This window comes from Bartonella sp. CE47NXGY (assembly GCF_042195415.1).
Taxonomy (GTDB): domain Bacteria; phylum Pseudomonadota; class Alphaproteobacteria; order Rhizobiales; family Rhizobiaceae; genus Bartonella.
Genome location: NZ_JBHIOI010000001.1, coordinates 242,900 through 268,843, shown reverse-complemented (window position 1 = coordinate 268,843; position 25,944 = coordinate 242,900). Strand labels below are relative to the sequence as shown.

At 38.0% G+C, this 25,944-nt stretch carries 22 protein-coding genes; 3 read left to right on the top strand and 19 right to left on the bottom strand.

The annotated features are described in order from the left end of the window. Window positions 1-880: 880 nt before the first annotated feature. From ACFIL3_RS01115 to ACFIL3_RS01080, 8 genes are all read right to left on the bottom strand, one after another. Window positions 881-1,159 carry an HU family DNA-binding protein gene (locus ACFIL3_RS01115; protein WP_375611283.1) on the bottom strand — a complete coding sequence of 93 codons (279 nt, stop codon included), beginning with the start codon at window positions 1,157-1,159 and terminating at the stop codon, window positions 881-883. A 229-nt stretch (window positions 1,160-1,388) separates the two neighbouring features. Continuing rightward, the gene (lon, locus tag ACFIL3_RS01110) at window positions 1,389-3,815 is read right to left on the bottom strand and encodes an endopeptidase La (protein WP_375674519.1); all 2,427 of its coding nucleotides are present in this window, start codon (window positions 3,813-3,815) and stop codon (window positions 1,389-1,391) included. Window positions 3,816-3,998: 183 nt separating this feature from the next. After that, on the bottom strand, window positions 3,999-5,273 hold the full coding sequence (clpX, locus tag ACFIL3_RS01105) for an ATP-dependent Clp protease ATP-binding subunit ClpX (protein ID WP_273723371.1): 1,275 nt from the start codon (window positions 5,271-5,273) through the stop codon (window positions 3,999-4,001). Window positions 5,274-5,455: 182 nt separating this feature from the next. Then, window positions 5,456-6,088, bottom strand: a complete 633-nt coding sequence (gene clpP / locus ACFIL3_RS01100; protein ID WP_375611281.1) for an ATP-dependent Clp endopeptidase proteolytic subunit ClpP — start codon at window positions 6,086-6,088, stop codon at window positions 5,456-5,458. A gap of 147 nt (window positions 6,089-6,235) precedes the next feature. Continuing rightward, window positions 6,236-7,045 (bottom strand): hypothetical protein, encoded by an 810-nt coding sequence (locus ACFIL3_RS01095; protein WP_375611280.1) that lies wholly within the window; start codon window positions 7,043-7,045, stop codon window positions 6,236-6,238. 10 nt (window positions 7,046-7,055) lie between these two features. Beyond that, window positions 7,056-8,432, bottom strand: a complete 1,377-nt coding sequence (trkA, locus tag ACFIL3_RS01090) for a Trk system potassium transporter TrkA (protein ID WP_375611279.1) — start codon at window positions 8,430-8,432, stop codon at window positions 7,056-7,058. Between the two features lie 4 nt (window positions 8,433-8,436). Then, window positions 8,437-9,795 carry a sigma-54-dependent transcriptional regulator gene (locus ACFIL3_RS01085; RefSeq protein WP_375611278.1) on the bottom strand — a complete coding sequence of 453 codons (1,359 nt, stop codon included), beginning with the start codon at window positions 9,793-9,795 and terminating at the stop codon, window positions 8,437-8,439. 1 nt (window position 9,796) lies between these two features. Continuing rightward, window positions 9,797-12,064 (bottom strand): ATP-binding protein, encoded by a 2,268-nt coding sequence (locus ACFIL3_RS01080; protein ID WP_375611277.1) that lies wholly within the window; start codon window positions 12,062-12,064, stop codon window positions 9,797-9,799. Window positions 12,065-12,236: 172 nt separating this feature from the next. On the opposite strand from ACFIL3_RS01080, the gene rirA reads away from it, so the two are divergent. Genes rirA through ACFIL3_RS01065 form a run of 3 tightly spaced genes read left to right on the top strand, consistent with a single transcriptional unit; the run spans window position 12,237 to window position 14,380 of the window. Beyond that, window positions 12,237-12,680, top strand: coding sequence for an iron-responsive transcriptional regulator RirA (gene rirA, locus ACFIL3_RS01075; protein ID WP_375611276.1), 444 nt, complete (start codon window positions 12,237-12,239; stop codon window positions 12,678-12,680). A gap of 24 nt (window positions 12,681-12,704) precedes the next feature. Beyond that, window positions 12,705-13,895: a bifunctional 2-C-methyl-D-erythritol 4-phosphate cytidylyltransferase/2-C-methyl-D-erythritol 2,4-cyclodiphosphate synthase gene (locus ACFIL3_RS01070; RefSeq protein ID WP_375681774.1), complete on the top strand. Its 1,191-nt coding sequence runs from the start codon at window positions 12,705-12,707 to the stop codon at window positions 13,893-13,895. Next, window positions 13,892-14,380 (top strand): CinA family protein, encoded by a 489-nt coding sequence (locus ACFIL3_RS01065; RefSeq protein ID WP_375611275.1) that lies wholly within the window; start codon window positions 13,892-13,894, stop codon window positions 14,378-14,380. Before ACFIL3_RS01070 ends, ACFIL3_RS01065 begins: the two co-directional genes overlap by 4 nt. 597 nt (window positions 14,381-14,977) lie before the next feature. On the opposite strand, the gene ACFIL3_RS01060 is transcribed toward ACFIL3_RS01065, so the two are convergent. From ACFIL3_RS01060 to eno, 11 genes are all read right to left on the bottom strand, one after another. Continuing rightward, entirely contained in the window at window positions 14,978-15,439 is a 462-nt protein-coding gene (locus ACFIL3_RS01060) for a type II toxin-antitoxin system RatA family toxin (RefSeq protein ID WP_273791149.1), read from the bottom strand. 2 nt (window positions 15,440-15,441) lie between these two features. Next, window positions 15,442-16,404: a lipoyl synthase gene (lipA, locus tag ACFIL3_RS01055; protein WP_375612897.1), complete on the bottom strand. Its 963-nt coding sequence runs from the start codon at window positions 16,402-16,404 to the stop codon at window positions 15,442-15,444. Between the two features lie 67 nt (window positions 16,405-16,471). Continuing rightward, the gene (gene lpdA, locus ACFIL3_RS01050; RefSeq protein ID WP_375612898.1) at window positions 16,472-17,932 is read right to left on the bottom strand and encodes a dihydrolipoyl dehydrogenase; all 1,461 of its coding nucleotides are present in this window, start codon (window positions 17,930-17,932) and stop codon (window positions 16,472-16,474) included. A gap of 221 nt (window positions 17,933-18,153) precedes the next feature. Continuing rightward, entirely contained in the window at window positions 18,154-19,497 is a 1,344-nt protein-coding gene (locus ACFIL3_RS01045) for a pyruvate dehydrogenase complex dihydrolipoamide acetyltransferase (protein WP_375681771.1), read from the bottom strand. 14 nt (window positions 19,498-19,511) lie between these two features. After that, window positions 19,512-20,879 carry a pyruvate dehydrogenase complex E1 component subunit beta gene (locus ACFIL3_RS01040; protein WP_375681770.1) on the bottom strand — a complete coding sequence of 456 codons (1,368 nt, stop codon included), beginning with the start codon at window positions 20,877-20,879 and terminating at the stop codon, window positions 19,512-19,514. Between the two features lie 16 nt (window positions 20,880-20,895). Further along, entirely contained in the window at window positions 20,896-21,936 is a 1,041-nt protein-coding gene (gene pdhA / locus ACFIL3_RS01035; RefSeq protein WP_375611269.1) for a pyruvate dehydrogenase (acetyl-transferring) E1 component subunit alpha, read from the bottom strand. A 135-nt stretch (window positions 21,937-22,071) separates the two neighbouring features. Continuing rightward, window positions 22,072-22,383 carry a septum formation initiator family protein gene (locus tag ACFIL3_RS01030; RefSeq protein WP_012754998.1) on the bottom strand — a complete coding sequence of 104 codons (312 nt, stop codon included), beginning with the start codon at window positions 22,381-22,383 and terminating at the stop codon, window positions 22,072-22,074. Between the two features lie 181 nt (window positions 22,384-22,564). Next, window positions 22,565-22,996 carry a hypothetical protein gene (locus ACFIL3_RS01025; protein WP_375622161.1) on the bottom strand — a complete coding sequence of 144 codons (432 nt, stop codon included), beginning with the start codon at window positions 22,994-22,996 and terminating at the stop codon, window positions 22,565-22,567. Between the two features lie 369 nt (window positions 22,997-23,365). Further along, window positions 23,366-23,776, bottom strand: coding sequence for a TM2 domain-containing protein (locus ACFIL3_RS01020; RefSeq protein WP_375620764.1), 411 nt, complete (start codon window positions 23,774-23,776; stop codon window positions 23,366-23,368). Between the two features lie 368 nt (window positions 23,777-24,144). After that, window positions 24,145-24,552, bottom strand: a complete 408-nt coding sequence (locus ACFIL3_RS01015) for a TM2 domain-containing protein (protein WP_375638115.1) — start codon at window positions 24,550-24,552, stop codon at window positions 24,145-24,147. Window positions 24,553-24,663: 111 nt separating this feature from the next. Then, a complete protein-coding gene (gene eno / locus ACFIL3_RS01010) occupies window positions 24,664-25,935 on the bottom strand; it encodes a phosphopyruvate hydratase (protein ID WP_375681769.1) in 1,272 nt (423 codons plus the stop codon). Window positions 25,936-25,944: the final 9 nt, after the last annotated feature.

Sequence of the window (25,944 nt, the reverse complement as noted above, 5' to 3'; positions counted from 1 at the left end):
CGCTATCAATAATTTAATATGATTTAATGACTAAAAACAAAATAATTATATAAACATATTATGAATAATCAAAATAAATAAATGGAGATACACAAGTAATACTGTACTATCTTTATTAATAGTTTTTATATTACGTAATGTATATTATTTTATAAGAGTAATTTTTCTGTTTTTTAACTTCCTCCCTCAAAATTTGTGATGTTCTCTCATTTTAACTCTTGTATGATGAAGGAAAAATACTCGCTTGCATATCACAAGTGAAATAAAGATATGGAAAAAATATTTGTAGGATAGAGCTGGAGCTATCTCTCCCCTCTCAAATGCCAAGAAAAATCCCAATATTAAAAACCAAATCTGAATATCAAAAGATTTTTTTATTTCAGGATCTTATAATAAATCAATAAAATTATCCTCTTGGTGCGTCACAAGAAAGGTTGGCGTATAAGAGTAAAAGAATAAAACTATCCCTTATGCACTCGTCTCAGATATCTGGGGCTAGTCGCAACATTATAGGAACTGAGAAAATAGATAGCAAGGTGGCACCAACATGCACTTTTATTAAGCGTAAATGGTGATATATAATAACTTTTATGGACTTTACAGAGTTTTCCGCTTCATATTATTTACGGATCTTGTTTTGAAATAAATACCGTAACACTTCAGCGTAATAAAAGTTAATATTACATTTTATAAGCCATACCCGCGCTCAATTAATACAGTACAATATTTCATTGAAAAGACTAAAAACAATATATTTCAGCAATACATGAAAATAAAAAATATCGCAAGGATCTCAAAGTTTTATGTGAAAAACAAGCATAACACATGTGTTAAAAAAACCCGCTTATAAATAAATCGGGTTTTTTTAATGTAGCTTAAATTATTTTTTATTAACTGCTTCTTTAAGGCTTTTTCCTGCAGAAAATTTGGGTACAGAACGTGCTGGAATATCGATTTCAGCACCAGTTGAAGGATTACGCCCCTTTGTTGCAGCACGATGAGAAACTTCAAAAGTGCCAAAACCTGGAAGACGAACATCTCCCCCTGAAGCCAAAGCTTCTGTTACAGAAGCCATAAAAGCATCAACAACAGCACCAGCTTGCGCTTTCGAAACACCTGCCTTTTCAGCAACGGAGCTAACGAATTCACTTTTATTCATAAAATATTTCCTTTCCCTATATTACCTGAACATGACTTAATCATGTTATTGGTCAGTTTATTGAAAAGTACAGCAAACAGAAGTCTTATTTTTATCCAAAACATTGTTTTTTTAGCAATAATCACAGTTATTCACGGAATTTTTCACTTTTTCCAACAAAAAACAGAATAATAACCTCAACAACATCTTCTACCACCTAAAAAATGCCGTTATAAATGAGATAAGTGAATCAGTGCGCAATCTGTATTCCTTCACTATCACTGCTCTCTGACCGGATTGGCACAGCCCCTGTAGAGGGTTCTTTCCATTCAATAGTGTCTGGAAAACGAACCAAAGCGTGTTTCAAAACTTCACTCACATGATTTACCGGAATAATTTCCATATTATTTTTGACATCATCAGGAATATCAACCAAATCTTTTGCATTTTCTTCAGGAATAAGTACTTTTTTTATCCCTCCTCGAAGAGCTGCTAAGAGTTTTTCTTTTAATCCACCAATGGGTAAAACGCGTCCACGTAAAGTAATTTCACCAGTCATTGCAATATCTTTATGCACAGCTACTCCTGTAAGGACCGAAACAATTGCTGTCACCATTGCAATCCCAGCCGATGGGCCATCTTTTGGTGTCGCACCCTCTGGAACATGAACATGGATATCGCGTTTTTCAAAAAGTGGAGGTTCAATACCAAAATCAACAGCACGAGAACGTACATAAGATGCTGCCGCTGAAATGGACTCTTTCATAATATCACGTAAATTTCCAGTTACAGTCATCTTCCCTTTGCCGGGCATCATAACTCCTTCAATAGTCAATAACTCTCCACCGACTTCTGTCCACGCAAGACCTGTTACAACACCAACTTGATTTTCTCCTTCAATCTGATTGTAATGATAACGTTTAACACCCAAGAAATCATGAATATTACTTTCTGTAACTTTTACAGATTTTTGATGTGTTTTGAGAATTTTTGTAACGGATTTGCGGGAAATTTTCATGAGTTCACGTTCAAGGTTACGAACGCCTGCCTCACGTGTATAAAACTGAATAATTGACCTTAGTGCGCCATCAGAAATACTGAGTTCTTTTTTAGATAAACAGTGATCTTTTAGTGCCTTTGGTAAAAGATGCTGTTTAACAATTTCCATTTTCTCACATTCAGTATAACCAGCGATACGAATAATTTCCATACGATCCATTAACGGACCTGGAATATTAAGCGTATTGGCAGTTGTGATAAACATGACATCAGAAAGATCATATTCAACTTCCAAATAGTGATCAATGAATGTACCATTTTGTTCAGGATCAAGAACTTCTAATAAAGCGGATGAAGGATCACCACGAAAATCTTGGCCCATTTTATCAATTTCATCAAGCAAGAAAAGCGGATTAGATTTTTTTGCTTTTTTCATAGACTGGATAATTTTCCCAGGCATCGAGCCAATATATGTTCGGCGATGTCCACGAATTTCTGCTTCATCTCGGACACCTCCCAATGAGATACGAACATACTCACGTCCCGTTGCCTTTGCAATAGAGCGCGCTAATGATGTTTTCCCTACACCTGGAGGACCTAACAAACAAATAATGGGACCTTTTATCTTTGACGCGCGACTTTGTACGGCCAAATATTCAATAATTCGCTCCTTAACTTTTTCAAGACCAAAATGTTCATTATTCATGACCTTTTCAGCAAAATCTAAATTGTTTTTAATCTTAGATTTTTTACCCCAAGGCATTGCTAATAACCAATCAAGATAGTTACGTACAACTGTCGCTTCTGCAGACATAGGAGACATATTCCGTAATTTTCTCAATTCTGCTCCAGCTTTTTCCTGTGCTTCCTTGGATAGTTTTGTATTCTTGATACGTTCTTCTAATTCAGAGAGTTCATCTCGGCTATCATCACCTGCTCCTAACTCTTTTTGAATAGCCTTCATCTGCTCATTGAGATAATATTCTCGTTGGTTTTTTTCCATTTGCCGTTTAACATGCGAACGAATACGTTTTTCAACCTGCAAAACAGAAATTTCTCCTTCCATGAAGGACAAAACACGTTCAAGACGGGCCCGCACAGGTAAGAGCTCTAATATTTCCTGTTTTTCTGCCAGTTTAATCATCAAATGAGAAGCAATCGTATCGGCAAGCTTAGAAGGATTATCAAGCTGGCCAATCGCATTCACAACTTCAGGAGAGATTTTTTTATTAAGCTTTACATAGTTTTCAAAATAAGTAATCACTGACCTTGAAAGAGCTTCAATCTCAACATCACTCTCTCTAGGTTCTTCTGTAACAGTTGCAAAAGCCTGATGATAACCTTCACTTAAAGAAAATTGACTAATTTTTGCACGTGCAGTTCCTTCAACCAAAACCTTTACAGTACCATCAGGAAGCTTTAAAAGTTGAAGAATATTAGCAAATGTACCAATATGATAAATATCCTCTGATTTTGGATCGTCATCAGAAGCATTTTTTTGTGTCACCAATAGTATTTGCTTATCAACCGCCATCGTTTCTTCAAGAGCACGAATTGATTTTTCGCGGCCCACAAAAAGTGGAACAATCATATGGGGGAAGACAACAATATCACGAAGAGGTAAAACAGCATAAACCCCATCTCTTACTTCATCTGTCTTTTCATCAATATATTGCATAACTCTCCTTTCTGGAGCCTATGAGCTATCTACAACAATTAGCCCACCTTTAGAAAATCTCAGCTCTTCACTGTACATGAAGTGGTAATTACGCATACATAAATCAAGCATTATAATGATATTATTAGAAACACCTATCAAATACCGTTCACTACCACCTTTTATATTGTGCATCGCACAATGTCATGCTGATACATTTTCTTTATCTTCTGCACGTTCTGAGTAAATATAAAGAGGACGCGCTTTACCATCAACGACATCACTCGAAATAACCACTTTTTGAACGCCTTCAAGAGCCGGTAGCTCAAACATCGTCTCAAGAAGGATCTTCTCCATAATAGAACGTAAACCACGAGCACCAGTTTTACGTTCAATTGCTTTCTTTGCAATAACACGTAAAGCATCTTCATGAAATGCTAACTCAACATTCTCCATTTCAAAAAGACGCTGATATTGCTTTACTAACGCATTTTTAGGTTGGGATAAAATTTGCATGAGGGCGTTAACATCTAAATCCTCTAAGGTAGCGACTATAGGAAGCCGCCCAATAAATTCTGGTATTAAACCAAATTTAATAAGATCTTCAGGCTCTAAATCACGAAAAATTTCACCGACACAACGCTCATCCGGAGCCTTAACAGTCGCAGAAAAACCAATAGAAGTTTTTTCACCACGCCCTGAAATAATCCGTTCTAAACCTGCAAAAGCTCCCCCACAAATGAATAAGATGTTTGTGGTGTCAACCTGAAGAAACTCTTGTTGCGGATGCTTACGTCCACCTTGAGGAGGAACAGAAGCAATCGTTCCTTCCATAATTTTTAATAATGCTTGCTGAACTCCTTCCCCCGAAACATCTCTTGTAATAGAAGGATTGTCTGCTTTACGAGAAATCTTATCAACCTCATCGATATAAACAATACCACGCTGTGCACGTTCAACATTATAATCTGCTGCTTGAAGGAGCTTAAGAATAATATTTTCAACATCTTCCCCCACATAACCTGCTTCAGTCAAAGTGGTCGCATCCGCCATCGTAAAAGGCACATCAATAATACGTGCTAATGTTTGTGCAAGATAAGTTTTACCACAACCCGTTGGACCAACAAGAAGAATATTTGATTTAGCCAACTCAATATCATTGCTTTTAGACTGATGCGCCAACCGTTTATAATGATTATGAACAGCAACAGAAAGAACACGCTTTGCATGCTGCTGACCAATAACATAGTCATCAAGAACTGTTATAATTTCCTGTGGCGTAGGAACACCATCACGCACCTTAACCCCAGAAGACTTATTTTCTTCCCGAATAATATCCATGCAAAGCTCTACACATTCATCACAGATAAATACAGTAGGCCCCGCAATGAGCTTACGCACCTCATGCTGACTCTTGCCGCAGAACGAGCAATAGAGAGTATTTTTTGATTCGTTCCCGCTATTGCTAATTTTGCTCATTTTTCTTTCCTTTCACCACAATATATGAACACTTTGCCTTTTCAAAGGAAGCCTTTCATCATGAAAACTAAAAGACATATAGAAAACCATGCATGTCTCAATACTTTTAGGTGTTTCTCTTATTTTGCGATATTTTTTATAAAACTCTTGATTTAAAGTAGCTGTTTTTTCTATAAAAATTCTTAATCTTTTTCTTCTTTTTCAGTTTCTGCACGGTATTGTATAACATCATCAACTAAGCCAAACGCTTTGGCTTCTTCTGCTGTCATAAAATGATCGCGATCGAGAGTTCTCTCTATAACCTCATAATCTTGACTCGTATGTTGAACATAAATTTCATTTAAACGCCGTTTCATCTTTATAATATCTTGCGCATGTCGCTCAATATCTGAAGCTTGACCTTGAAAACCACCAGATGGTTGATGCACCATAATACGTGCGTTTGGCAATGTAAAACGATGACCTTTTGCTCCAGCCGTTAATAATAAAGACCCCATAGATGCCGCTTGCCCCATGCAAAGCGTAGAAACAGGAGGGCGAATAAACTGCATAGTATCATAAATAGCCATACCAGATGTTACGACACCACCTGGAGAATTAATATAAAGACTAATTTCTTTTTTAGGATTTTCCGCTTCCAAAAAAAGCAATTGTGCACAAACAAGCATTGCCATACCATCTTCAACAGGTCCATTAATAAAAATAATCCGTTCCTTTAAAAGACGGGAAAAAATATCATAGGCCCGTTCACCACGATTTGTTTGTTCAATAACCATAGGAACAAGGCTTAATGCTGTTTTCATTGGATCACTCATATTTTTACTTTCCGTTCATATAACAACCGCTCTTTACACATTCAATGTTTTTGTCCATATGTTAACATTACTCTCTTGTGCAAGCTACAATCAAGAGATTGTATAAGATAGATTAAAATCTCAATAGTTAAAATAGCAATAATAACTCTACCTAAACAAATGATGAACATCCGGAATGCGAGATACCGCCCAATGGTAAAAACTTCCTTCCTGAGGTCTTTTCGTAGTCTTTGTCTTTCTGTGAATATGAAAACCTATCAAGCGTGAATCTGTAAGCGGCTTTACGCCAAAAGCTGGTTCAAAAATACGTTCAGTTTTTCGCCCAGTCCAATAATAAAAAGTTTCCTTTTCCTTTGCTTCATGAAAAAAACCATATCGTTTTGCTAATCGTGAAATACCATCATTGCCAAATATTGTAACGCCAAGATTTCCCGGTAAAATCGGCATGTTTTTCCTCTTTAACCAGAACGGTCTCCAAACACGACGCTTAAACCCAAGCCAATGAGGAATAATTTCTGCACCTGCCCAATAATCCTCAAATATTTTTATAATAGGGTTATTGGGCGGAAAATAAAGTGCAGAAACGCCTACTCTTGTATTATTTTCTCTTGCCAACCAAACCTTATCCGCATCTGGATGAAATTGTTTAACAAGGTAAACATCTGTATCTAACCAAACACCTTGTTGATATTTCATCAGCATAACACGAAAAAAATCCGAGAACTGAACAATTGTACACCCTAGTTTATCATCAGAAAAATCGGGATCAAGGCGATAAATTGCTGAGCGTGGTAAAATTGATTCGGCTTCATACAGCTCAACACCAGCAGGGAGATTATCTATTTTTTTATCATAACTAAAAAGCTTAACGCGCTGTCCAGTTTTAACCATTGAAGACAAACAAAGCCTATCTACCAATCTTAATTGTCCACTATACCAAAAAGTACAAATATCCATAGATAATACATCAAAAATATTCTAAACTTACGCGAAAGAGTTGTTCAACATCACGAACCCTATCAGCAAGAGCAAAAATCACTATTCTATCACCAGACAAAATACGCGTATCTGCCGAAAGCTGTATTATTGTCTTATTGCGATAAATTGCACCAATTCTCAAACCATCTGATAAATTGAGCTCTGATAATGACTTACCAACCAATGAAGATGTTTGCATCACTTCAGCTTCAATAATTTCTGCTCGGCCATTAAAAACTGAATGAACAGAACGAATACGCCCACGGCGCATTTGTTGCAAAATTCTCGATATTGTAACACTATGGGGATTAAGATATGCATCCACACCAACAGCACGACTAAATTCTTGATAGGCAACATTATTAATCAATACCATATTGGCTTTGCAGCCCAATCTTTTAGCAATAATAGCGCTTAAGAGATTAACCTGATCTTGATTGGTCAATGTAATCATTAAATCGGACTGATCAATTCCCGCATCTTGAAGAATCACTGGATCTAACACGTTACCGTATAAAACTGTTGTTTTTTCAAGCTGATCAGCAATTGTGAGGGCTCTTTCTCTATGCGCTTCTATAATCTTCAATTTTAATTTATGAAAACGCTTTTCAATAGCCTGTGCAACATAAAGGCCAATGTGACCACCCCCTGCAATAATCATGCGGTGGGCATCTTGTTCTTTATGACCAAAAAGCCCAACAGCACGACGCATCTGTTCACGAGAAACAACAAGATAGGTTATATCACCAACGCGTAGTTGCGTTTCTGAATGTGCAACCAATAATTCCGCGCCACGTTTAATAGCAGTAACCGTCGTATGAAGATCTGGAAAAAGCTCTGTTAATTGACGCAAAGGTGTATTAATAACGGGACAATCTTCCATGCATTCCAAAGCTAGTGCCACAATATCATCATTACAAAAATAAAGAACATCTATTGCACCAGGTAAAGCAATACGGCGCAAAACCATTTCCCCAACTTCAACTTCTGGCGAAATAACCACATCAATGGGAATATTCTCTCTGGAAAAAAGCGTCTTATAACGTGGTTCTAAATAAGATTGTGAGCGAATACGAGCAATTTTTGTGGGCACATTAAATAATGAATGTGCTACTTGGCAAGCTACCATATTAACTTCATCAAACAAAGTGACAGCAATCAACATATCAGCTTTGTCTGCATCTGCAGCCAAAAGAACTTCAGGCCGTGAACCGTGACCAACAAAACCTCTCACATCCAATGTATCGCGAATCTTTTCAATTAATCTCGTTTCAATATCAATAACAGTAACATCGTGATTTTCAGCAGCAAGACGCTCTGCTATCCCATAACCAACCTGTCCTGCTCCACAAATAATAATACGCATCGCTTTAAGAAACTCCAAGCGCTTTAAGTTTACGGTGCAAAGCTGAACGCTCCATGCCTATAAATTCAGCAGTACGTGATATATTTCCACCCAAACGCCCAATCTGCGCCACTAAATATCTCTTTTCAAATAATTCTCGAGCTTCACGTAACGGCAAATCCATTATACTTTCATCTGAATCCATTTGAAGACGTGGCAAAGAATCACTTACTTCACTGGGAAGAAAGTCCGCTGTTATAGGACCATCACCATCCCGCACAAGAATAAGAAGACGCTCAATATTATTACGTAATTGCCGCACATTACCCGGCCAAGCGTGCGTTTGCAAAATAGCAATCACATCATCACTGATTGCACGCGGTTTAATCCCAACCTGCTGTGATATTGTTTTTACAAAATGATGTACAAGTTCTGGAATATCTTCACGACGCGCTGAAAGGGGCGGAACAACAATAGGAACAACGGAAAGACGGTGAAAAAGATCCTCCCTAAAGCGCCCATCAGAAATAAGGTTTTCAAGATTTTGCGCTGTCGAAGAAATGATACGGACATCCACCTTAACACGTTTTGTGCCGCCAATTCTCTCAAATGTTTGCCCCGTTAAAACCCGAAGAATCTTCCCTTGAGTCTCACGCGGCATATCAGCAATTTCATCAAGATATAAGATACCGCCATGAGCTTCCTCTAAGGCACCAATTTTACGCTCTCTTCCCTCCATTTCGCTGCCAAACAGCTCTATTTCCATTCTTTCCGGAGTAATCGTTGCAGCATTTATTGTAACAAATGGCCCATTCGAACGCGTTGAGAGCGCATGAATAGCTCGTGCAACAGTCTCTTTTCCTGCCCCTGAAGGACCTGTTATCATGATGCGACTATTGGTTGGTGCTACTTTTTCTATGATTTGACGCAAATTTTTTATAACTGTCGATTTTCCGAGCAACTCTAATGTCTCGTTCGAACGCTTTCGCAATTCTAAAAGCTCACGTTTTAAATTTGAATTTTCAAGTGTTCTCTCTGCAACCAATACAAGTCTATCAGCTTTAAAAGGTTTTTCAATGAAATCATATGCCCCTCGCTTTATAGCGGAAACAGCCGTCTCAATATTACCATGACCAGAGATCATAACGACCGGAAGAGCCGGATATTGTGTTTTAATTTCATCAAGCAGTGCTAAACCATCGAGACGACTACCCTGTAGCCAAATATCCAAAAAAATGAGCTTTGGAATACGCTCACTAATTTGAGCCAATGCTTCATCAGAGTTACAAGCAACACGCGTTTCATAACCTTCATCATCTAAAATACCAGCAACAAGCTCACGAATATCTGCTTCATCATCAACAATCAAGATATCTGATACCATACTATTCCCCTATCTTATGATTTATGGCTTGTATAATATTACCCTGCTTACCCCCATCCGCTGGAAATATCAAACGGATCATCGCACCACGACCTTCATAAAAACTCTCCGGTGCATCATGAAGCTCCATGAAACCACCGTGATCTTCAATAACTTTGCGCACAATAGCTAACCCCAGCCCTGTTCCTTTTTCCCGCGTTGTTATATAGGGTTCTAATAACTTTTGTCTTTGCTCTTTAGGAAGTCCTTTCCCGTTATCAACAACATCCACAACCACCCATTCTTCCTGACGATAAGAACGGATAAGAATATGACCGTGAATATTTTCCTCTCGCATAACTGAATCTATGGATTCGCTCGCGTTTTTGATAACATTGCAAAAAGCCTGTACAATGAGACGGTTATCAAATGCACCCATAAGTGGTAGAGTTCCTAAATCTTGCTCAAAATGAATATCATGTCGCGTCACCTCTATCAAGAAACATGCTTCGCGCAACAATTCTCGTATATCTAAAATATGCATTTTGGGTTTGGGCATACGTGCAAAAGAGGAAAACTCATCAACCATACGCCCAATATCTCCAACCTGCCGAATAATTGTGTCAATACACCGCTCAAAGACCTCTCTATCTTGTGTAATAGCTTTGTTATAACGTTTACGAATGCGTTCAGCGGATAACTGAATAGGTGTAAGAGGATTTTTAATTTCGTGTGCAATACGCCGCGCAATATCCGCCCACGCCGCTGTACGTTGCGCTGCAACAAGGTCTGTAATATCATCAATTGTTAGAACCCAAGATTGCCCTTGTCCATCATCCTCCTCCATCGTAACTTGGACATTACAGACACGCTCTTTTCCTGCAACGTTTAAAGTGACCTGCTCACGATGGTTTTTACGATCCAATGAACGCACAAACTGAAAAACCTGCCAAATTTCAGCGCTTAAAGATAAAAGACTTTTTCCAACAACGCGCTCTGAGCGAATATCAAACATCGCTTCAATAGACCGATTGATAATGGTGATATCACCATTATCATCTATACCTGCTACTCCCGCTGTTACACCCGATAACACAGCTTCAGAAAAACGCCGTCTTTCATCAATTTGATCACGCACTGCAATCAATTCATTACGCCGACTTTTCAATTCACTGACCATGTAATTAAAAGTTTTGGATAATTGCCCAATATCTCCATCTTTTGCTCGTACTGGCACGAAAATTTCCATATTTCCAGAAGCAACATCATCGGCAGCACTAATGAGAAGACGAATAGGACGTACTAAGCGATCAGCAACAGCAATAGCAGCCCAAATGGCTGATAAGAATAAACTAAAAAAAAGACACAAATAAAGCATACCAAATGCAATCTGTGTCAGCAGGCGATTCTCATTTAAATCACGATAACGATCTGTATTAACTTCCGTCAAACGCAAAGCAGATAAAACACCTTTATCAACGTCACGCACCAAATATAAAAATGTGTTTGGAATATTGGTAAATTTTAAAATAATACCAAAATAATCATGGACGCCTGGTTGAAAAGAAAAAGGTCTCGCACTAGTTGCACGTTCAATAAGATGAGAAGGAGGAATTGGCAGTTTATCTTCATCACCAAGAGCACTCGATACAAAAATAGCTCCACTAGAACTTAACAAAAATGCACCACGCAAATTGCGTCCTAGAGCATGACGCGTCAATTGCATCCTATATTCAGCTGGATTACGTTCTAAGAGTTTTTTGTTATCAAGTGCAAATGCCATCGCGTAGGATAAATTTTTTAAATTTTGGAGCATTTCATCTGCATAAGCATTTGCTAAATCAATAGAAGAGCCCACAATTTGCCGCGTTGTTGTATCAAACCATCGATCAAGTCCCAAATTTAGTGCTGGACCCGATACAAGAGCTACAGCAACAGCTGGCATTGTCGCAACAAGTGCAAACAATGAAATAAGGCGCACATGAAGACGCGATCCTGCACGCCTTGAACGCCAAGCACGAATGATCGGTATCATCTCATAAAAAACGATGACAATAAGCCCTAAAACCCAAAAACTATTAATTCCTATAAGAATAAGGGTTACTGTTCTACTGGGAACAACAGGAGTTAATCCAATAAGAATAATAAATGAAACAGAGGCCGTAAGTAAAGCCAATACAATAATTGTAATCCCTAAAAAAATATATACCTTACTTAAACGATACAACTCATCGTTATAAGTATTTTTATCTATGTCTTGAAGATTCGTCACAGATGTTATATTCGTCATGAGCTTACATACCCTTATCCCATTATTCTCATATAACCTTTTGTAGCAAAAATTGACAATACTAATACTACATTTAAAATAGGCAAATATAGTCAACGAGAAAAAACTTCTACATTTTGCAAAATATCTTTAAAATAGACTGTGTTCGACGATACTTTACGAAGGAAATGAGATGCGATTAACAAAACAAACAAATTATGCTCTTCGAATGCTTATGTATTGTGCAGATAATCAGGGAACTCTCAGTCGTGTTCCAGAAATTGCTAAAGCATATGCCGTTTCAGAGCTTTTTTTATTTAAAATCCTTCAGCTGCTTGTTCAAGCAGGTTTTATACAAACAGTGCGTGGACGCAATGGTGGAGTTAGATTGGCTAAACCCGCAGCAGAAATTTCAGTCGCGGATGTTGTGAAAGTAACAGAAGACAACTTTTCCCTCGCAGAATGTTTCGATACTGCAGAACCAACTTGCCCCTTGTTTGATTTTTGTGGTTTAAATACCGCACTTCAAAAAGCATTAAATGCTTTTTTTGAGGTGTTATCCGTGATATCCCTTGCTGATCTACAACAACCATCCTTTCAAAATCATTTTAAAATTAATGACAAAAAAGCAAACTAAGATTATAATACAAGGAGATTAAGTATTTCTATTGCAGCAATAATATTAGCCGCTGGACGGGGTGAAAGAGCAGGATCTCCCCATAAAATTCCAAAACAATATCGGCTTCTAGGACAAAAGCCAATTATTTATCATACCGTGCATTGTTTTTTGCAGCATCCAGCTATCACAACAATTATTCTTGTTATTCATCCAGAAGATCGTCAAATCTGTGAACAAGCTATTGACGATTTTAAAGAGCGCCTTATTATCGTTGAAGGAGGCAATACACGTCAAATCTCTACCTTATATGGACTTCAGGCACTCAAAAAATTTGCCCCCCAATATGTGCATATTCATGATGGTGCACGCCCTTTTATCGAAAACAAGCTTCTTAATAACATTCACAACATTATCACGCCTCAAGAAGGTGTTCTTCCTGTTCTGCCCATCTCTGATACCCTTAAACGTATAAATAATCAGCATGTTTTAGAAACAATTCCCCGTACCCATCTTTATAGTGCACAAACTCCACAGTGTTTTCCCTTTGAACATATCTTAGCGGCCCATAAACAAGCAAAACAAGCTTGCAAACAAGAATTCACTGACGATTGCGCAATTGCCGAATGGTTTGGAATTCCTATGCGTACCATTCCTGGGGATCCTAACAACATAAAAATTACATGGCATGAAGATTTTAATACTGCACATTTATATCTCCAAAAGAAAATGCAAATATTTCCTGATATTCGTACCGGCAATGGTTATGATGTTCACTCTTTTGAGGATGGTGATTTTCTTATATTATGTGGTATAAAAATCCCTTTTCATAAAAAATTAAATGGACACTCCGATGCGGATGTTGCTCTTCATGCATTAACAGATGCCCTTCTTGCAACTCAAGGTGCTGGAGATATCGGTACACATTTTCCTCCCTCTGATCCTCAATGGAAAAATGTATCATCAGAAATTTTTCTCCGTCATGCTCTTGATATTATAAAACAAGCAGGTGGTCGTATCGCCAATGTTGATATCACAATTATCGCTGAAAATCCTAAAATTAGTCCATATCGTCATGCCATGACAGAAAATCTTATAACAATACTTGCAATAACACCTGATCGAATCTCTATCAAAGCAACAACAAATGAAAGGCTTGGATTTATTGGTCGTGGTGAGGGAATTGCTGCTCTTGCAACAGTGAGCGTCCTTTATTCAGGAGAAATTCCCCAATGACATATCTTTGTGAAAAACACGCACATGAAGTCCTTAATACCTTTCGCCAAAAAGGTTTGCTGTTAACAACTGTAGAGTCTTGTACAGGGGGACTCATTGCTGCATGCCTCACAAATATTGCAGGATCGTCAGATGTTCTCGATTGTGGATTTGTTGTTTATTCAAATGAATCTAAAACACGCCTTGTTGGCGTTTGTGCTGAACTTATAAGAACCTATGGTGCCGTTTCAAAAGAAGTTGCTCTTGCAATGGCTGAGGGTGGATTAAAACATTCACAAGCTGACATTGCAGTTTCTGTAACAGGAATTGCTGGTCCAGGAGGTGCAAGTCTTGATAAACCTGTAGGACTTGTGCATTGCGCAGTTGCTTACAAAAACCACTCTCCCCTGCACAAAGAAATGCACTTTGCTCATCTTAATCGCAATGCTATCCGCCATGCAACTGTTGAAAATGCTTTTAAAATGATTCTGGAATTGCTTCACTGAATTCCCCATACTAATTTCAAAATTCTTTATTCCCCATCGTGTCTATAATCGTCAACATCTTGAAAAAATTTTATTGTATCACAACCTGAAAATGAAAGATCTGAATAGCGTAAAGTTATCTCACTTCAGTCCTGTGTAGGTTGAATTAATCAAATTTATTCACTTGCACGCCACAAGAGAAAAAACTGTATAAATAAAATGATTAAAGAAAGAGACACTTGTACTTCTCTCAAGTGCTAAGAGCTGGCACAACATCTTGAGAGATAGCAAATAAATGATACAGGAGGAATTCTTCATAAGTGTACAGATGTAGATTTTATATACTTTTACGAGAATCTATACTATTTATTATGAGCACTATTATGAAATGGGTATGACGCAAGCATGTTCTATTTGGGCGTTTTGTTTAACGAGTGTGCATCCATTAAAAAAGAGAGAAACAAAAGCATGAAGCTGTGCATCATCTTCATCATTTAAAATGATATTCCTTCAATATGCTTTTGAAAGCTGAATTAAAAACAAATAGTAAAGATGGAAACCCGTTTTCACCTTCACGCTGTTTAAGCAATACGTATTGTTAAAAAATAACAGAATAGACTATGTTACCGTAGAGCCATAAATCTGATGCGCACGCTTCTCAAAAGCCTCGGTAAATTTACGAAACGCAATATCAAACATTGAGCCCATCACTAATCCAAGCGTTTTACTTTTAAATTCATAATCAATAAAAAACTCTACATTACATGCATTGGTATTTTCAATATCATGAAAGGCCCAACGATTTTCAAGATATTTGAATGGACCATCAATATATTTAACTTCTATAAGACTTTTTTCCGGCTGAAGAAATACTTGAGTCGTAAAAGTTTCACGAATAATCTTATAGCCAACGGTCATATCCGCAAGAAGCAATATTTTTTTTCCATATTCTTTTCGAGAACGTATTATTAAAGACTCACACATTGGTAAAAATTCAGGATAACGCTCAATATCTGAAACCAGATCAAACATTTCACTGGCACTATGGGTGATCTGCCGATGTATTGTAAAAATCGGCATAATTATCTCTGTAAAGAAAATTTTTCATCACGCGCTTTTTGCAAAATGGCAAAATCATCTCCAGCATGATGAGATGAACGCGTTAGAGGATTGGAGGCCATATGTAAAAATCCTTTTACTTTACCAATCTTGGCAAAAGACTCAAATTCTTCAGGAGGCACAAAACGAACAACTGGATGATGTTTTCGTGTAGGCTGCAAATATTGTCCAATTGTCATAAAGTCAACATCAGCAGCGCGCAAATCATCCATCAATTGCAAAACTTCATTTCGCTCCTCCCCAAGGCCAACCATAATACCTGATTTCGTAAAGATTGTTGGATCAAGTTCTTTAACACGTTGTAATAAACGAATTGAATGAAAATAACGTGCCCCTGGACGGACCTTCAAATATTTAGAAGGAACTGTTTCTAAGTTATGATTAAAAACATCAGGCTTAGCAGCAACAACAACTTCTAAAGCGCCATCCTTATGACGAAAATCAGGTGTAAGAACTTCAATTGTTGTTTTAGGAGTTTTTTGACGAATCGCATAAATAACTTTTGCAAAATGCTCAGCACCACCATCAGCAAGATCATCACGATCAACAGATGTAATGACAACATGTTTTAATTCCATCCGTGCAACAGCATCAGCGACACGTTCTGGCTCATTATCATCAACGGCAAGTGGAATACCTGTTGCAACGTTACAAAAAGCACAAGCACGCGTACATATTTCACCTAAAATCATAAAGCTAGCATGCCTCTGGCTCCAACATTCGCCAATATTAGGACAACCAGCTTCTTCACATACAGTCACTAACTTATGCGTACGTACAATACTATGTGTTTCCTTATAAATTGGTGATGTTGGCGCTTTTACACGAATCCAATCTGGCTTTTTTTGAACGCTTGTATCAGGACGATGTGCCTTTTCAGGATGACGCAATCGTCTATTTGCAACTCTATCAACAACCGTAACCATTTAAGCCTTTGCCTTATAAATACGAAGTAACAATCAAAAATATAAAATTTTTCATACAATCCAGTCATCAAGCGTTTAAAACTTGACCATAAGCATCTAATACACTTTCTTTCATCATTTCCGATAAGGTCGGATGTGGAAAGACAGTATGCATTAATTCTTCTTCTGTTGTTTCAAGATTCATAGCAATAACAAAACCCTGTATCAATTCTGTTACCTCAGCCCCTACCATATGGGCCCCGAGAAGCTGTCCTGTTTTTTTATCAAAAATCGTTTTTACTAACCCCTGATCTTCACCCAAAGCAATCGCCTTACCATTCGCAGCAAAAGAATAACGACCAATACGTATATCATAACCTGCTTCTTTTGCTGCCGCTTCTGAAAGCCCTACAGAGGCAACCTGTGGTGTACAATATGTACACCCTGGAATTTTTCTTTTATCAAGTGGATGAGCGCTTTTCAAACCTGCAAGATGCTCAATACATATCACACCTTCTTCTTCTGCTTTATGGGCCAACATAGGAGGGCCTGCTACATCACCAATAGCATAAATACCTTCCACCCCCGTCCAACTCCATTCATCAGTTACAATGCAGCCGCGATCGGTTTTTATTCCCAAAGCTTCTAAACCAAGATTCTCAATATTACCTTGCACCCCAACAGCGGAAATCAACCGGTCAACAGTCATTGACTCTATTTTACCTTGAACATCAATATGTACACTTACAGAATCGGAAGATTTTTCAACCTTTGTTACTTTTGCTTGACGAAGAATGCGTAAACCTTTTTTCTCTAACTGTTTACGAGCAAACGTTGAAATTTCAATATCTTCAGCAGGCATGATATGGGGCATCATTTCAACAACAGTTACTGTCGCCCCCATATCATGATAAAAAGAAGCAAATTCAATGCCAATAGCCCCAGACCCTATAACCAAAAGCGATTTTGGCATTGCTGGCGGTATCATAGCTTCAAAATAAGTCCAAATGAGTTTTCCATCTGGCTCAATACCAGGAAGGACACGAGGACGTGCGCCCGTTGCAATAATGATATGCTTTGCTTGATAAGTTCCCTCCCCTAACGTCCCTTTAGGGACTGGATTTTGCGGTTGCATAATCGGTTTGGAGGATGAAAAAACCATAATTTCCGCAGGAAGGCTTCCCTTTGCTTCTTTAGTAAGCTTTGCTTCACCCCAGATAATATCAATTTTGTTTTTTTTCATTAAAAAACCAACACCAGCATTTAAACGTGCTGAAACACCCCGTGAACGTGCCACAACATCTTTGATGTTTGCCTCAATTGAACCATTAATTTTTAATCCATAATTTGTCGCATGTTCAGCAAAATGTTTCATTTCCGCTGAACGTAGAAGGGCCTTTGTTGGAATACATCCCCAATTTAAACAGATCCCTCCCAAATGTTCACGTTCAACAATCGCAGTCTTAAAGCCACATTGTGCTGCACGAATTGCGGTTACATATCCGCCTGGACCTGATCCAATCACAATTACATCATAAAGATTTGCCACAGTAATTCCTCCATGGATATATATAAAATGGATATGCATTTTTTGAACTTAAGACTGTAAAACAATATGAGAGAATTATCTTATGTCTTTGCTTTAAGCTTCACGTAAATGCTTTACCCAAACCAGAAATAGCAATACCTCTGCTCTTTAAACTCTTTAAATTTGTTTCTATTCTCTTAAATACACTCTCTCACAATTTACGTGAAGAACTGTTAAACAGTTCAAACCAACATTGCTAATGGATTTTCAATCATCTTCTTAAAAGTCCGCGCGAGCTCTGCTGCTAAAGCACCATCGACAGCACGATGATCCGCAGAAAGCGTAACTGACATAACTGTCGCAACAACTAATGCACCATTTTTAACAACGGCGCGTTGCTCCCCTGCACCAATCGCAAAAATCGTCGCATGCGGTGGATTAAGAATAGCCGAAAAACTTTTTATACCATACATCCCCATATTTGATACAGCTGTTGTTCCACCCTGATATTCTTCCATTTTTAACTTGCCCTCGCGCGCACGCTTTGCAAAATCCTTCATCTCTTTGGAAATAAGTGATAACGGCTTTTTCTCTGCATGGCGAATAATCGGTGTAATTAATCCATTGGGAATAGAAACAGCAACCCCAACATCACAATGTTTATGATGAAGCATCCCGCCTTCAAGCCAAGAAACATTCGCATCAGGAACCGCTTTCAAAGAAAGTGCAACAGCTTTGATCACCATATCATTAACAGAAAGCTTATAAGTAGGCTGAGTTTCTTCCTGCCCCTTAACCATTGGAGCAGCAGCATTTAGTTGTGTACGCAGTGCTAATAGCGCATCAAGTTCACAATCTACCGTTACATAGAAATGTGGGACTCTCTGTTTTGATTCCACCAAACGTGTCGCGATTGTTTTACGCATATTATTATGGGGAGCGAAGCTATATTCATCCTCTTTGAAGAGTTTCAATATCTGTTTGTCCGAAGCACCTGTAGCTATTAGCTCCCCTATCGATGATGAATAAGACACTTTAGACATATCGCTGCTCACAGCTTTTTCTACATCGCGCTTAATAATGCGCCCATGCGGACCACTTCCAGAAATAAGGGATAAATCAAGACCTGCCTGAGATGCTAATCGCCGCGCTAAGGGAGAGGCAAAAAGACGAGCTTCCTTTTTATCTTGCTGTATTAATTGCCCAGTTGATGATTCATGAGACATTTTTATTCCCTTTGAGTCCGTCTGTTTCAGAGAATCTGTCTGTTTGATGCCCTCTGATTCTTGTCTTGTAGAAGAAGAGATTTCTTCTGTAACTTTTGCAGCTTCAGCTAAATCTTCACCTTCTTCTGCTAAAACAACAATTAAAGCATTTACTTTAACGCCTTGTGTTCCAGCAGGAACAACAATTTTAGCAACCCTACCTTCATCAACGGCTTCGACTTCCATTGTCGCTTTATCCGTCTCAATTTCAGCAATAACATCACCAGAGGAAACCTTATCTCCCTCCTTAATATTCCATTTTGTTAAATTTCCCTCTTCCATCGTAGGGGAAAGCGCTGGCATTGTAATTTTAATGGGCATTATGCTTTCCTCCGTTATGCTCTGTATGTCACAGCCTTAACGGCCTCAATAATTTCAGCAGTATTAGGCAAAGCCAACTTCTCAAGATTAGCGGCATAAGGCATCGGAACATCTTTACCAGAAATCGTAGCAATTGGCGCATCAAGATAGTCAAAAGCCTGCTGCATAACACGGGTTGCTATTTCAGTTCCCACAGATGACTGAGGAAATCCCTCTTCAATTGTTACCAAACGACCTGTTTTTTTAACTGACGAAAGAATTGTTGGAAGATCCATCGGGCGAATGGTTCGTAAATCAATCAATTCAACATCAATACCAAGTTTTTCAATTTCTGGTAACGCTTGAACAGCATAATGCATCCCAATTCCACATGCAACAATTGTCACATCTTGTCCAGACTTATGAATACGCGCCTTACCAATAGGTAAAACAAAATCATCGAGTTGAGGAACATCAAATTGATGCCCGTACAAAATCTCATTTTCAAGGAAAACAACAGGATTATCATCACGAATAGCAGCTTTCAGCAAACCTTTTGCATCTGCAGCGCTATAAGGCATAACAACTTTCAGACCTGGTATATGACTATACCATGCTGCATAACATTGAGAATGTTGAGCACCAACACGGGCAGCCGCACCATTGGGACCTCGGAAAACCATAGGAGCGGTCATTTGTCCACCAGACATATAACGTGTCTTGGCTGCTGAGTTAATAATTTGGTCCATCGCCTGCATCGCAAAATTAAAGGTCATAAACTCGACAATAGGACGTAACCCACCAAAAGCAGCCCCAACAGCCAGCCCAGCAAAGCCGTGCTCTGTAATTGGGGTATCAATAACTCGGCGTTCCCCGAACTCTTCCAACAAACCCTGACTAACCTTATAGGCACCTTGATATTGCGCGACTTCTTCCCCCATAAGAAAAACTGTTTCATCACGCCGCATTTCTTCAGCCAAAGCCTGATTAAGCGCTTCACGAACTGTCATTGTAACCATTTGTGTTCCCGCTGGAATATCAAAATTAAGAGATGTATCAAAAGTAGGAGCAGCCTGCGGAACTGACAAAGGTAGAGAAAGAGCAGATTCCTTAGGTTTTTGTGCTGTATCAGTAGGTTGCGAAATATCCTCAGCACGCTCACCTTCTTCTAACAAAATTGCAATAACAGTGTTAACCCTTACGCCTTCTGAACCTTCAGGCACAAAAATTTTACCAAGAGTACCTTCATCAACGGCCTCTACTTCCATTGTAGCCTTATCCGTTTCAATTTCAGCAATAACATCGCCAGAGCTAACCTTATCACCTTCTTTCTTGAGCCATTTAGACAGTTTACCTTCTTCCATAGTTGGTGAAAGCGCCGGCATCAAAATATCAATAGACATACTTGCTTCCCTCGCATCAAACTAAAATATCAGTATAGAGCTCAGAAGCATCTGGCTCTTGATCACTTTGTGCAAAATCTACCGCATCAGCAACAATTGCACGGACCTCTTTCTCAACAGATTTTAAATCGTCTTCGCTCGCCCAATTTTTTTTAAGAATCCGACTTTTTACTTGATCAATCGGATCGTGCTCCTCTTTTATTTTTTGGACTTCTTCCTTGGAACGATATTTTGCTGGATCAGACATGGAATGACCACGATAGCGATAGGTCTGCATATCAAGAATGATCGGTCCTTTACCTGAGCGTGCCCAAGAAATTGCTTCATCAGCAGCTCCTTTTACTGATCGAACATCCATACCGTCAACAACAATACCTGGAATTTCAAAAGAAAGACCGCGTCGGGAAAAATCAGTTTCTGCAGATGCACGTGAAACTGATGTTCCCATAGCATACTGATTGTTTTCAATAATATAAACAACGGGAAGCTTCCAAAGTGAAGCCATATTAAAACTCTCGTAAACCTGCCCCTGATTTGCAGCACCATCACCAAAATAAACCAATGTCACATTATCTTTACCAAGATATTGATTCGAAAATGCCAAACCTGAACCAATGGGAACCTGCGCACCAACAATACCATGTCCTCCATAAAAGTTCTTTTCTTTAGAGAACATATGCATCGAGCCACCTTTCCCTTTGGAAAAGCCACCTTGGCGCCCCGTTAATTCTGCCATGACACCACGCGGACTCATCCCAACCGCTAACATATGTCCATGATCACGGTAAGACGTAATAACCTGATCACCTTCTTTTGCCGCTTTCAATGTTCCTATAACAACGGCTTCCTGACCAATATAAAGGTGACAAAATCCCCCAATAAGCCCCATACCATAAAGTTGTCCTGCTTTTTCTTCAAAACGGCGAATTAAAAGCATTTCACGATAAGCATCAATTTCTTCTTCTTTTGTAAAATCTGCTATTGGTGCTTTCTTTGTGGTGCTTGATAATGCAGTGCGCGCCGCCGACGCAGAATTTTTTTTAAGTCGTTCTGCCATATTAAACTCCCTTTTATGATTATTTAGGAATAACCTTTACGAACAAAAGTTACAAGCCTTATCAATCGGCTTAAACAATATCATTGCTGATTGTTGTTTAAATTAAGCGATTTTTCATTTACCTTTGGTATCATTTCAAGGTATTAAGATTGTCAATTCATTTGGCTTAGAAAAGTTCAAATTCTTTCGGACATACTCATCCAACATATCTTTTTCTATATGCCCATTGCGTAAAAGAGAAATACGCTTTTCCATGAATATCCGCTCAGCTTCTATTTTATGAAGCTCCTTTTCTAATTCGCTAATATGCTGATTAACTTCACTGCGTGAATACAATCCATACTCACCATGATAAATGTGATAACTGAAATAGCTTAAGACTCCCACCGTCATAAGAGGTAGTACAAAGCGTACTTTGATTGATCGACGTTTCTGCTTTGTCCACATAAAATAGCACAGTCTTTACAGCACAAATTTCTTAATAATCAGCCCAACTATGCACGATTTTGATTAATACCTCATTACCAAATCTACACTAAATAATCTTATTATGTTCAATTCCCCCCCCTTAAGACAATCAAAGTAAGTTGAATGCCCCACTTTTTCTATTACAAATATTGGATATCCTCTAATTTGTAGATTTTTTCCCCAAATTTCCTGTTAAAATAAGGATAAAATCAATCAATACCCAAGGTATAATTATAAAAATAATCCCTATAAGCCCTATCCCCATAAATAGTAGACCTATTGTACTTAGTATAGTTATAAGAAGCATTACAATGCCTGTTATAATTTTACCAACCATAAAACGATGAATCCCCAATGCACCAAAACACATGCAAACGATCGCTAACAACATTTTTGATTGTTGTGGCTGCCCTGCTGACAAGATAGGAAAAACAGACTTAATGGTATCCCCTTCACAGACAAAATCAACCATATCACCAACCTTTGGTGGCTTTTTTCCTGACCAATTCCTACTCAAGAACTGATAACGCTTACCATCACCACCTGAAACGAAATAATTTCCTTGATCCTGACTAATAATTTTACCTTTCATCTTCACCACCTATAAAATTGTTATGCATAAAGAAGCTTTTCTTCTAATATGATAATATGTTGGATAAACCTCACGGCATGAATACGATCTGTACTCACCGTGATATACGACATTTTAAAAAGCTTAAAATCCCCCAACAACTTAAAATTCCCGCATTTATAAGTGGCAATACAAAGCACGCTGTTCGATTTGTACTTTTGCTTTTTATATGAAATAGTACATTCTTTTTCAATATTTTTATTTAAATATTCATAATTTTATTTAATATTTAACATTAAAGACATAGAATAAAATAACTTACATTATTAAATTAATATATTGATAAATATAAATAAAATTATTTGTTTATATTAAAATTTTGTCGAGTTGCTATAACTTGGTAATTTTATTGCCATCTGCATCTCTAAAATATCCAGATAAAATAACTATAAAATCAATAAATGACCACAGTATATTGATAAGAATTCCTATACCTGTTACATTTATGAGAAGCATTACGATACCCGTTCCAATTTTACCAGCCATAAAGCGGTGAATACCCAACCATCCCAAAAAAAAACAAATAACTGCCAGACCTAATCTTGATTGCTCTGATTCTTTTTGACTTAAGAGAGGGAGAACAGATTTAACAACATTATCTTCATATACAAAATCAACAATATCCCCTATACTCGGCGGTTTTTTTCCTAACCAATTCCAATCCTCAAATTGATAACGCTTATCATCACCTCCCGAAACGAGATAAACTCCTTGATCTTGACCAATAATTTTACCCTTCATCCTTGCCCACCTATAAAGCTGCTCCTTATGTGTTATTCATAAAGAAACTATTTCTTTTTATAATATGCTGATTAACCTCACGGCGTAAATAAAATTTGTAGCAGCCGTGATAAACATGAAATTAAAATAGTTTTGCCCCCCAATGATCTAACGCTTTCTGCTGCTATAAGCAGCAATACAAAACAACCTTAGTTGATTTACCCACATAAAATAGCACAGTCTTTTTCAATACTTTTATTCAACTGTGCATATTTCTCTTAATATCTCACATTAAAGAAATAGAGTACAATAATCTTGCATTATTGCAACTTAATATATTGATCGAAATAAAAAGTAAACTTTATTATTTTCTTTTTATTGTAAATTTTTCACAAATCTGTAATCTGATTCCCATCTTTATCCGTAAATTTTCCAGCAATAATGAGTATAAAATCAACAATCGCCCAAATACCGGTAATCATCAATCCAAACAATGATAAAGATAAAACGAGCATTAAAGTACCCGTCCGAACTCTCCCAACCATAAAGCGATGAACACCAAAGATACCTGCAACCCAACAAAGCAGTGCGAACATTATCTTTGTGTTCTCTGTACCTGGTCTCAACAATGGGAAAACAGAACTGACAACACCTCCTTCACAGACAAAATCAACAGCATTACCAATCCTTGGTGGATTCTTTCCCAACCAATCCCAAGTCGCAAACTGATAACGTTTACCATCATCACCCGAAACGAGATAATTTCCTTGATCTTGACTAATAATTATACCTCTCATCTTAATCCCTATAAATTTAAACACTTAAAAATTATTGCGTATATGCCTTTGATAAGAAATATCAATTTCATAATCTAAATGATCTTATACTTTCATATTTTGTGCTCACAACTATACACGATATAAATCACCAGCATAATGCGCTTGGGCTCCTAGCATTTCTTCAATACGAATAAGTTGATTGTATTTTGCTAATCTATCCGAACGAGCAAGAGAACCTGTTTTAATTTGTCCACAATTCGTTGCAACCGCAAGATCTGCAATGAAAGAATCCTCTGTTTCGCCTGAACGATGAGATATAATGGCACGATAACCTGCTTTATGCGCTACTTCTACAGCATCAAGTGTTTCACTCAATGTACCAATTTGATTAACTTTTATGAGAATAGAATTGCCTACCCCCATTTTGATACCATCACGCAAACGTGCTGAATTCGTTACAAACAAATCATCGCCAACAAGCTGACATTTTTCTCCAATTGTGTCAGTAAGTAGCTTCCAACCTTCCCAATCATCCTCTGCCATTCCATCTTCAATTGTAATAATAGGATAATTTTTCACAAGATGCGCTAAATAATCTACCTGCTCTTGGGTGTCTCGGCATTTCCCCTCACCTTTATAAAAATACGAACCATTTTTATAAAATTCGGTTGAAGCACAGTCTAAACCAATGGCAATTTGTTCACCTGGTTTATAGCCACATATCATGATAGATTCCATAATAAAATCAATTGCTTGATCAGCACTTTTAAATTGAGGTGCAAAACCACCTTCATCACCAACATTGGTATTATAACCCGCATCTTTTAAACGCTTTTTCAATGCATGGAAAATCTCAGCGCCATAACGGATAGCTTCTTTTACAGTAGGAGCTCCTATAGGAATAATCATAAACTCTTGAAAATCAATCAAATTATCAGCATGAACACCACCATTAATAATATTCATCATGGGGGTTGGAAGAATATGCGCTTGTGTACCACCAATATAACGATACAAAGGTAAATTTAATGAATCCGCAGCTGCTTTTGCAACAGCTAATGAAACACCAAGAAGTGCATTGGCACCAAGACGGGCTTTGTTTGGCGTTCCATCCAAAGCAATCATTGCTTGATCAATAGCAATTTGATTTGTTGCATCCCGCCCACCAAGTTCTTCAAGAATTTCGCCATTAACTGCAGCAACCGCTTTTTCAACACCTTTCCCTTGATAGCGCAAACCACCATCACGAAGCTCTATAGCCTCGTGTGCTCCTGTTGAAGCTCCCGAAGGAACCAGAGCGCGACCAAAAGCTCCATTCTCCAAATGAACATCAACTTCTACCGTTGGATTACCACGGCTATCAAGAACTTCACGCCCAATGATATCGACAATTATAGTCATATGTGTTTC

Coding starts and splice junctions, on each gene's coding strand:
- ACFIL3_RS01115 (WP_375611283.1), bottom strand. CDS start 1,159: ATGAATAAAAGTGAATTCGTTAGCTCCGTTGCTGAAAAGGCAGGTGTT.
- lon (WP_375674519.1), bottom strand. CDS start 3,815: ATGCAATATATTGATGAAAAGACAGATGAAGTAAGAGATGGGGTTTAT.
- clpX (WP_273723371.1), bottom strand. CDS start 5,273: ATGAGCAAAATTAGCAATAGCGGGAACGAATCAAAAAATACTCTCTAT.
- clpP (WP_375611281.1), bottom strand. CDS start 6,088: ATGAGTGATCCAATGAAAACAGCATTAAGCCTTGTTCCTATGGTTATT.
- ACFIL3_RS01095 (WP_375611280.1), bottom strand. CDS start 7,045: ATGGATATTTGTACTTTTTGGTATAGTGGACAATTAAGATTGGTAGAT.
- trkA (WP_375611279.1), bottom strand. CDS start 8,432: ATGCGTATTATTATTTGTGGAGCAGGACAGGTTGGTTATGGGATAGCA.
- ACFIL3_RS01085 (WP_375611278.1), bottom strand. CDS start 9,795: ATGGTATCAGATATCTTGATTGTTGATGATGAAGCAGATATTCGTGAG.
- ACFIL3_RS01080 (WP_375611277.1), bottom strand. CDS start 12,064: ATGACGAATATAACATCTGTGACGAATCTTCAAGACATAGATAAAAAT.
- rirA (WP_375611276.1), top strand. CDS start 12,237: ATGCGATTAACAAAACAAACAAATTATGCTCTTCGAATGCTTATGTAT.
- ACFIL3_RS01065 (WP_375611275.1), top strand. CDS start 13,892: ATGACATATCTTTGTGAAAAACACGCACATGAAGTCCTTAATACCTTT.
- ACFIL3_RS01060 (WP_273791149.1), bottom strand. CDS start 15,439: ATGCCGATTTTTACAATACATCGGCAGATCACCCATAGTGCCAGTGAA.
- lipA (WP_375612897.1), bottom strand. CDS start 16,404: ATGGTTACGGTTGTTGATAGAGTTGCAAATAGACGATTGCGTCATCCT.
- ACFIL3_RS01045 (WP_375681771.1), bottom strand. CDS start 19,497: ATGCCCATTAAAATTACAATGCCAGCGCTTTCCCCTACGATGGAAGAG.
- ACFIL3_RS01040 (WP_375681770.1), bottom strand. CDS start 20,879: ATGTCTATTGATATTTTGATGCCGGCGCTTTCACCAACTATGGAAGAA.
- pdhA (WP_375611269.1), bottom strand. CDS start 21,936: ATGGCAGAACGACTTAAAAAAAATTCTGCGTCGGCGGCGCGCACTGCA.
- ACFIL3_RS01030 (WP_012754998.1), bottom strand. CDS start 22,383: ATGTGGACAAAGCAGAAACGTCGATCAATCAAAGTACGCTTTGTACTA.
- ACFIL3_RS01025 (WP_375622161.1), bottom strand. CDS start 22,996: ATGAAAGGTAAAATTATTAGTCAGGATCAAGGAAATTATTTCGTTTCA.
- ACFIL3_RS01020 (WP_375620764.1), bottom strand. CDS start 23,776: ATGAAGGGTAAAATTATTGGTCAAGATCAAGGAGTTTATCTCGTTTCG.
- ACFIL3_RS01015 (WP_375638115.1), bottom strand. CDS start 24,552: ATGAGAGGTATAATTATTAGTCAAGATCAAGGAAATTATCTCGTTTCG.
- eno (WP_375681769.1), bottom strand. CDS start 25,935: ATGACTATAATTGTCGATATCATTGGGCGTGAAGTTCTTGATAGCCGT.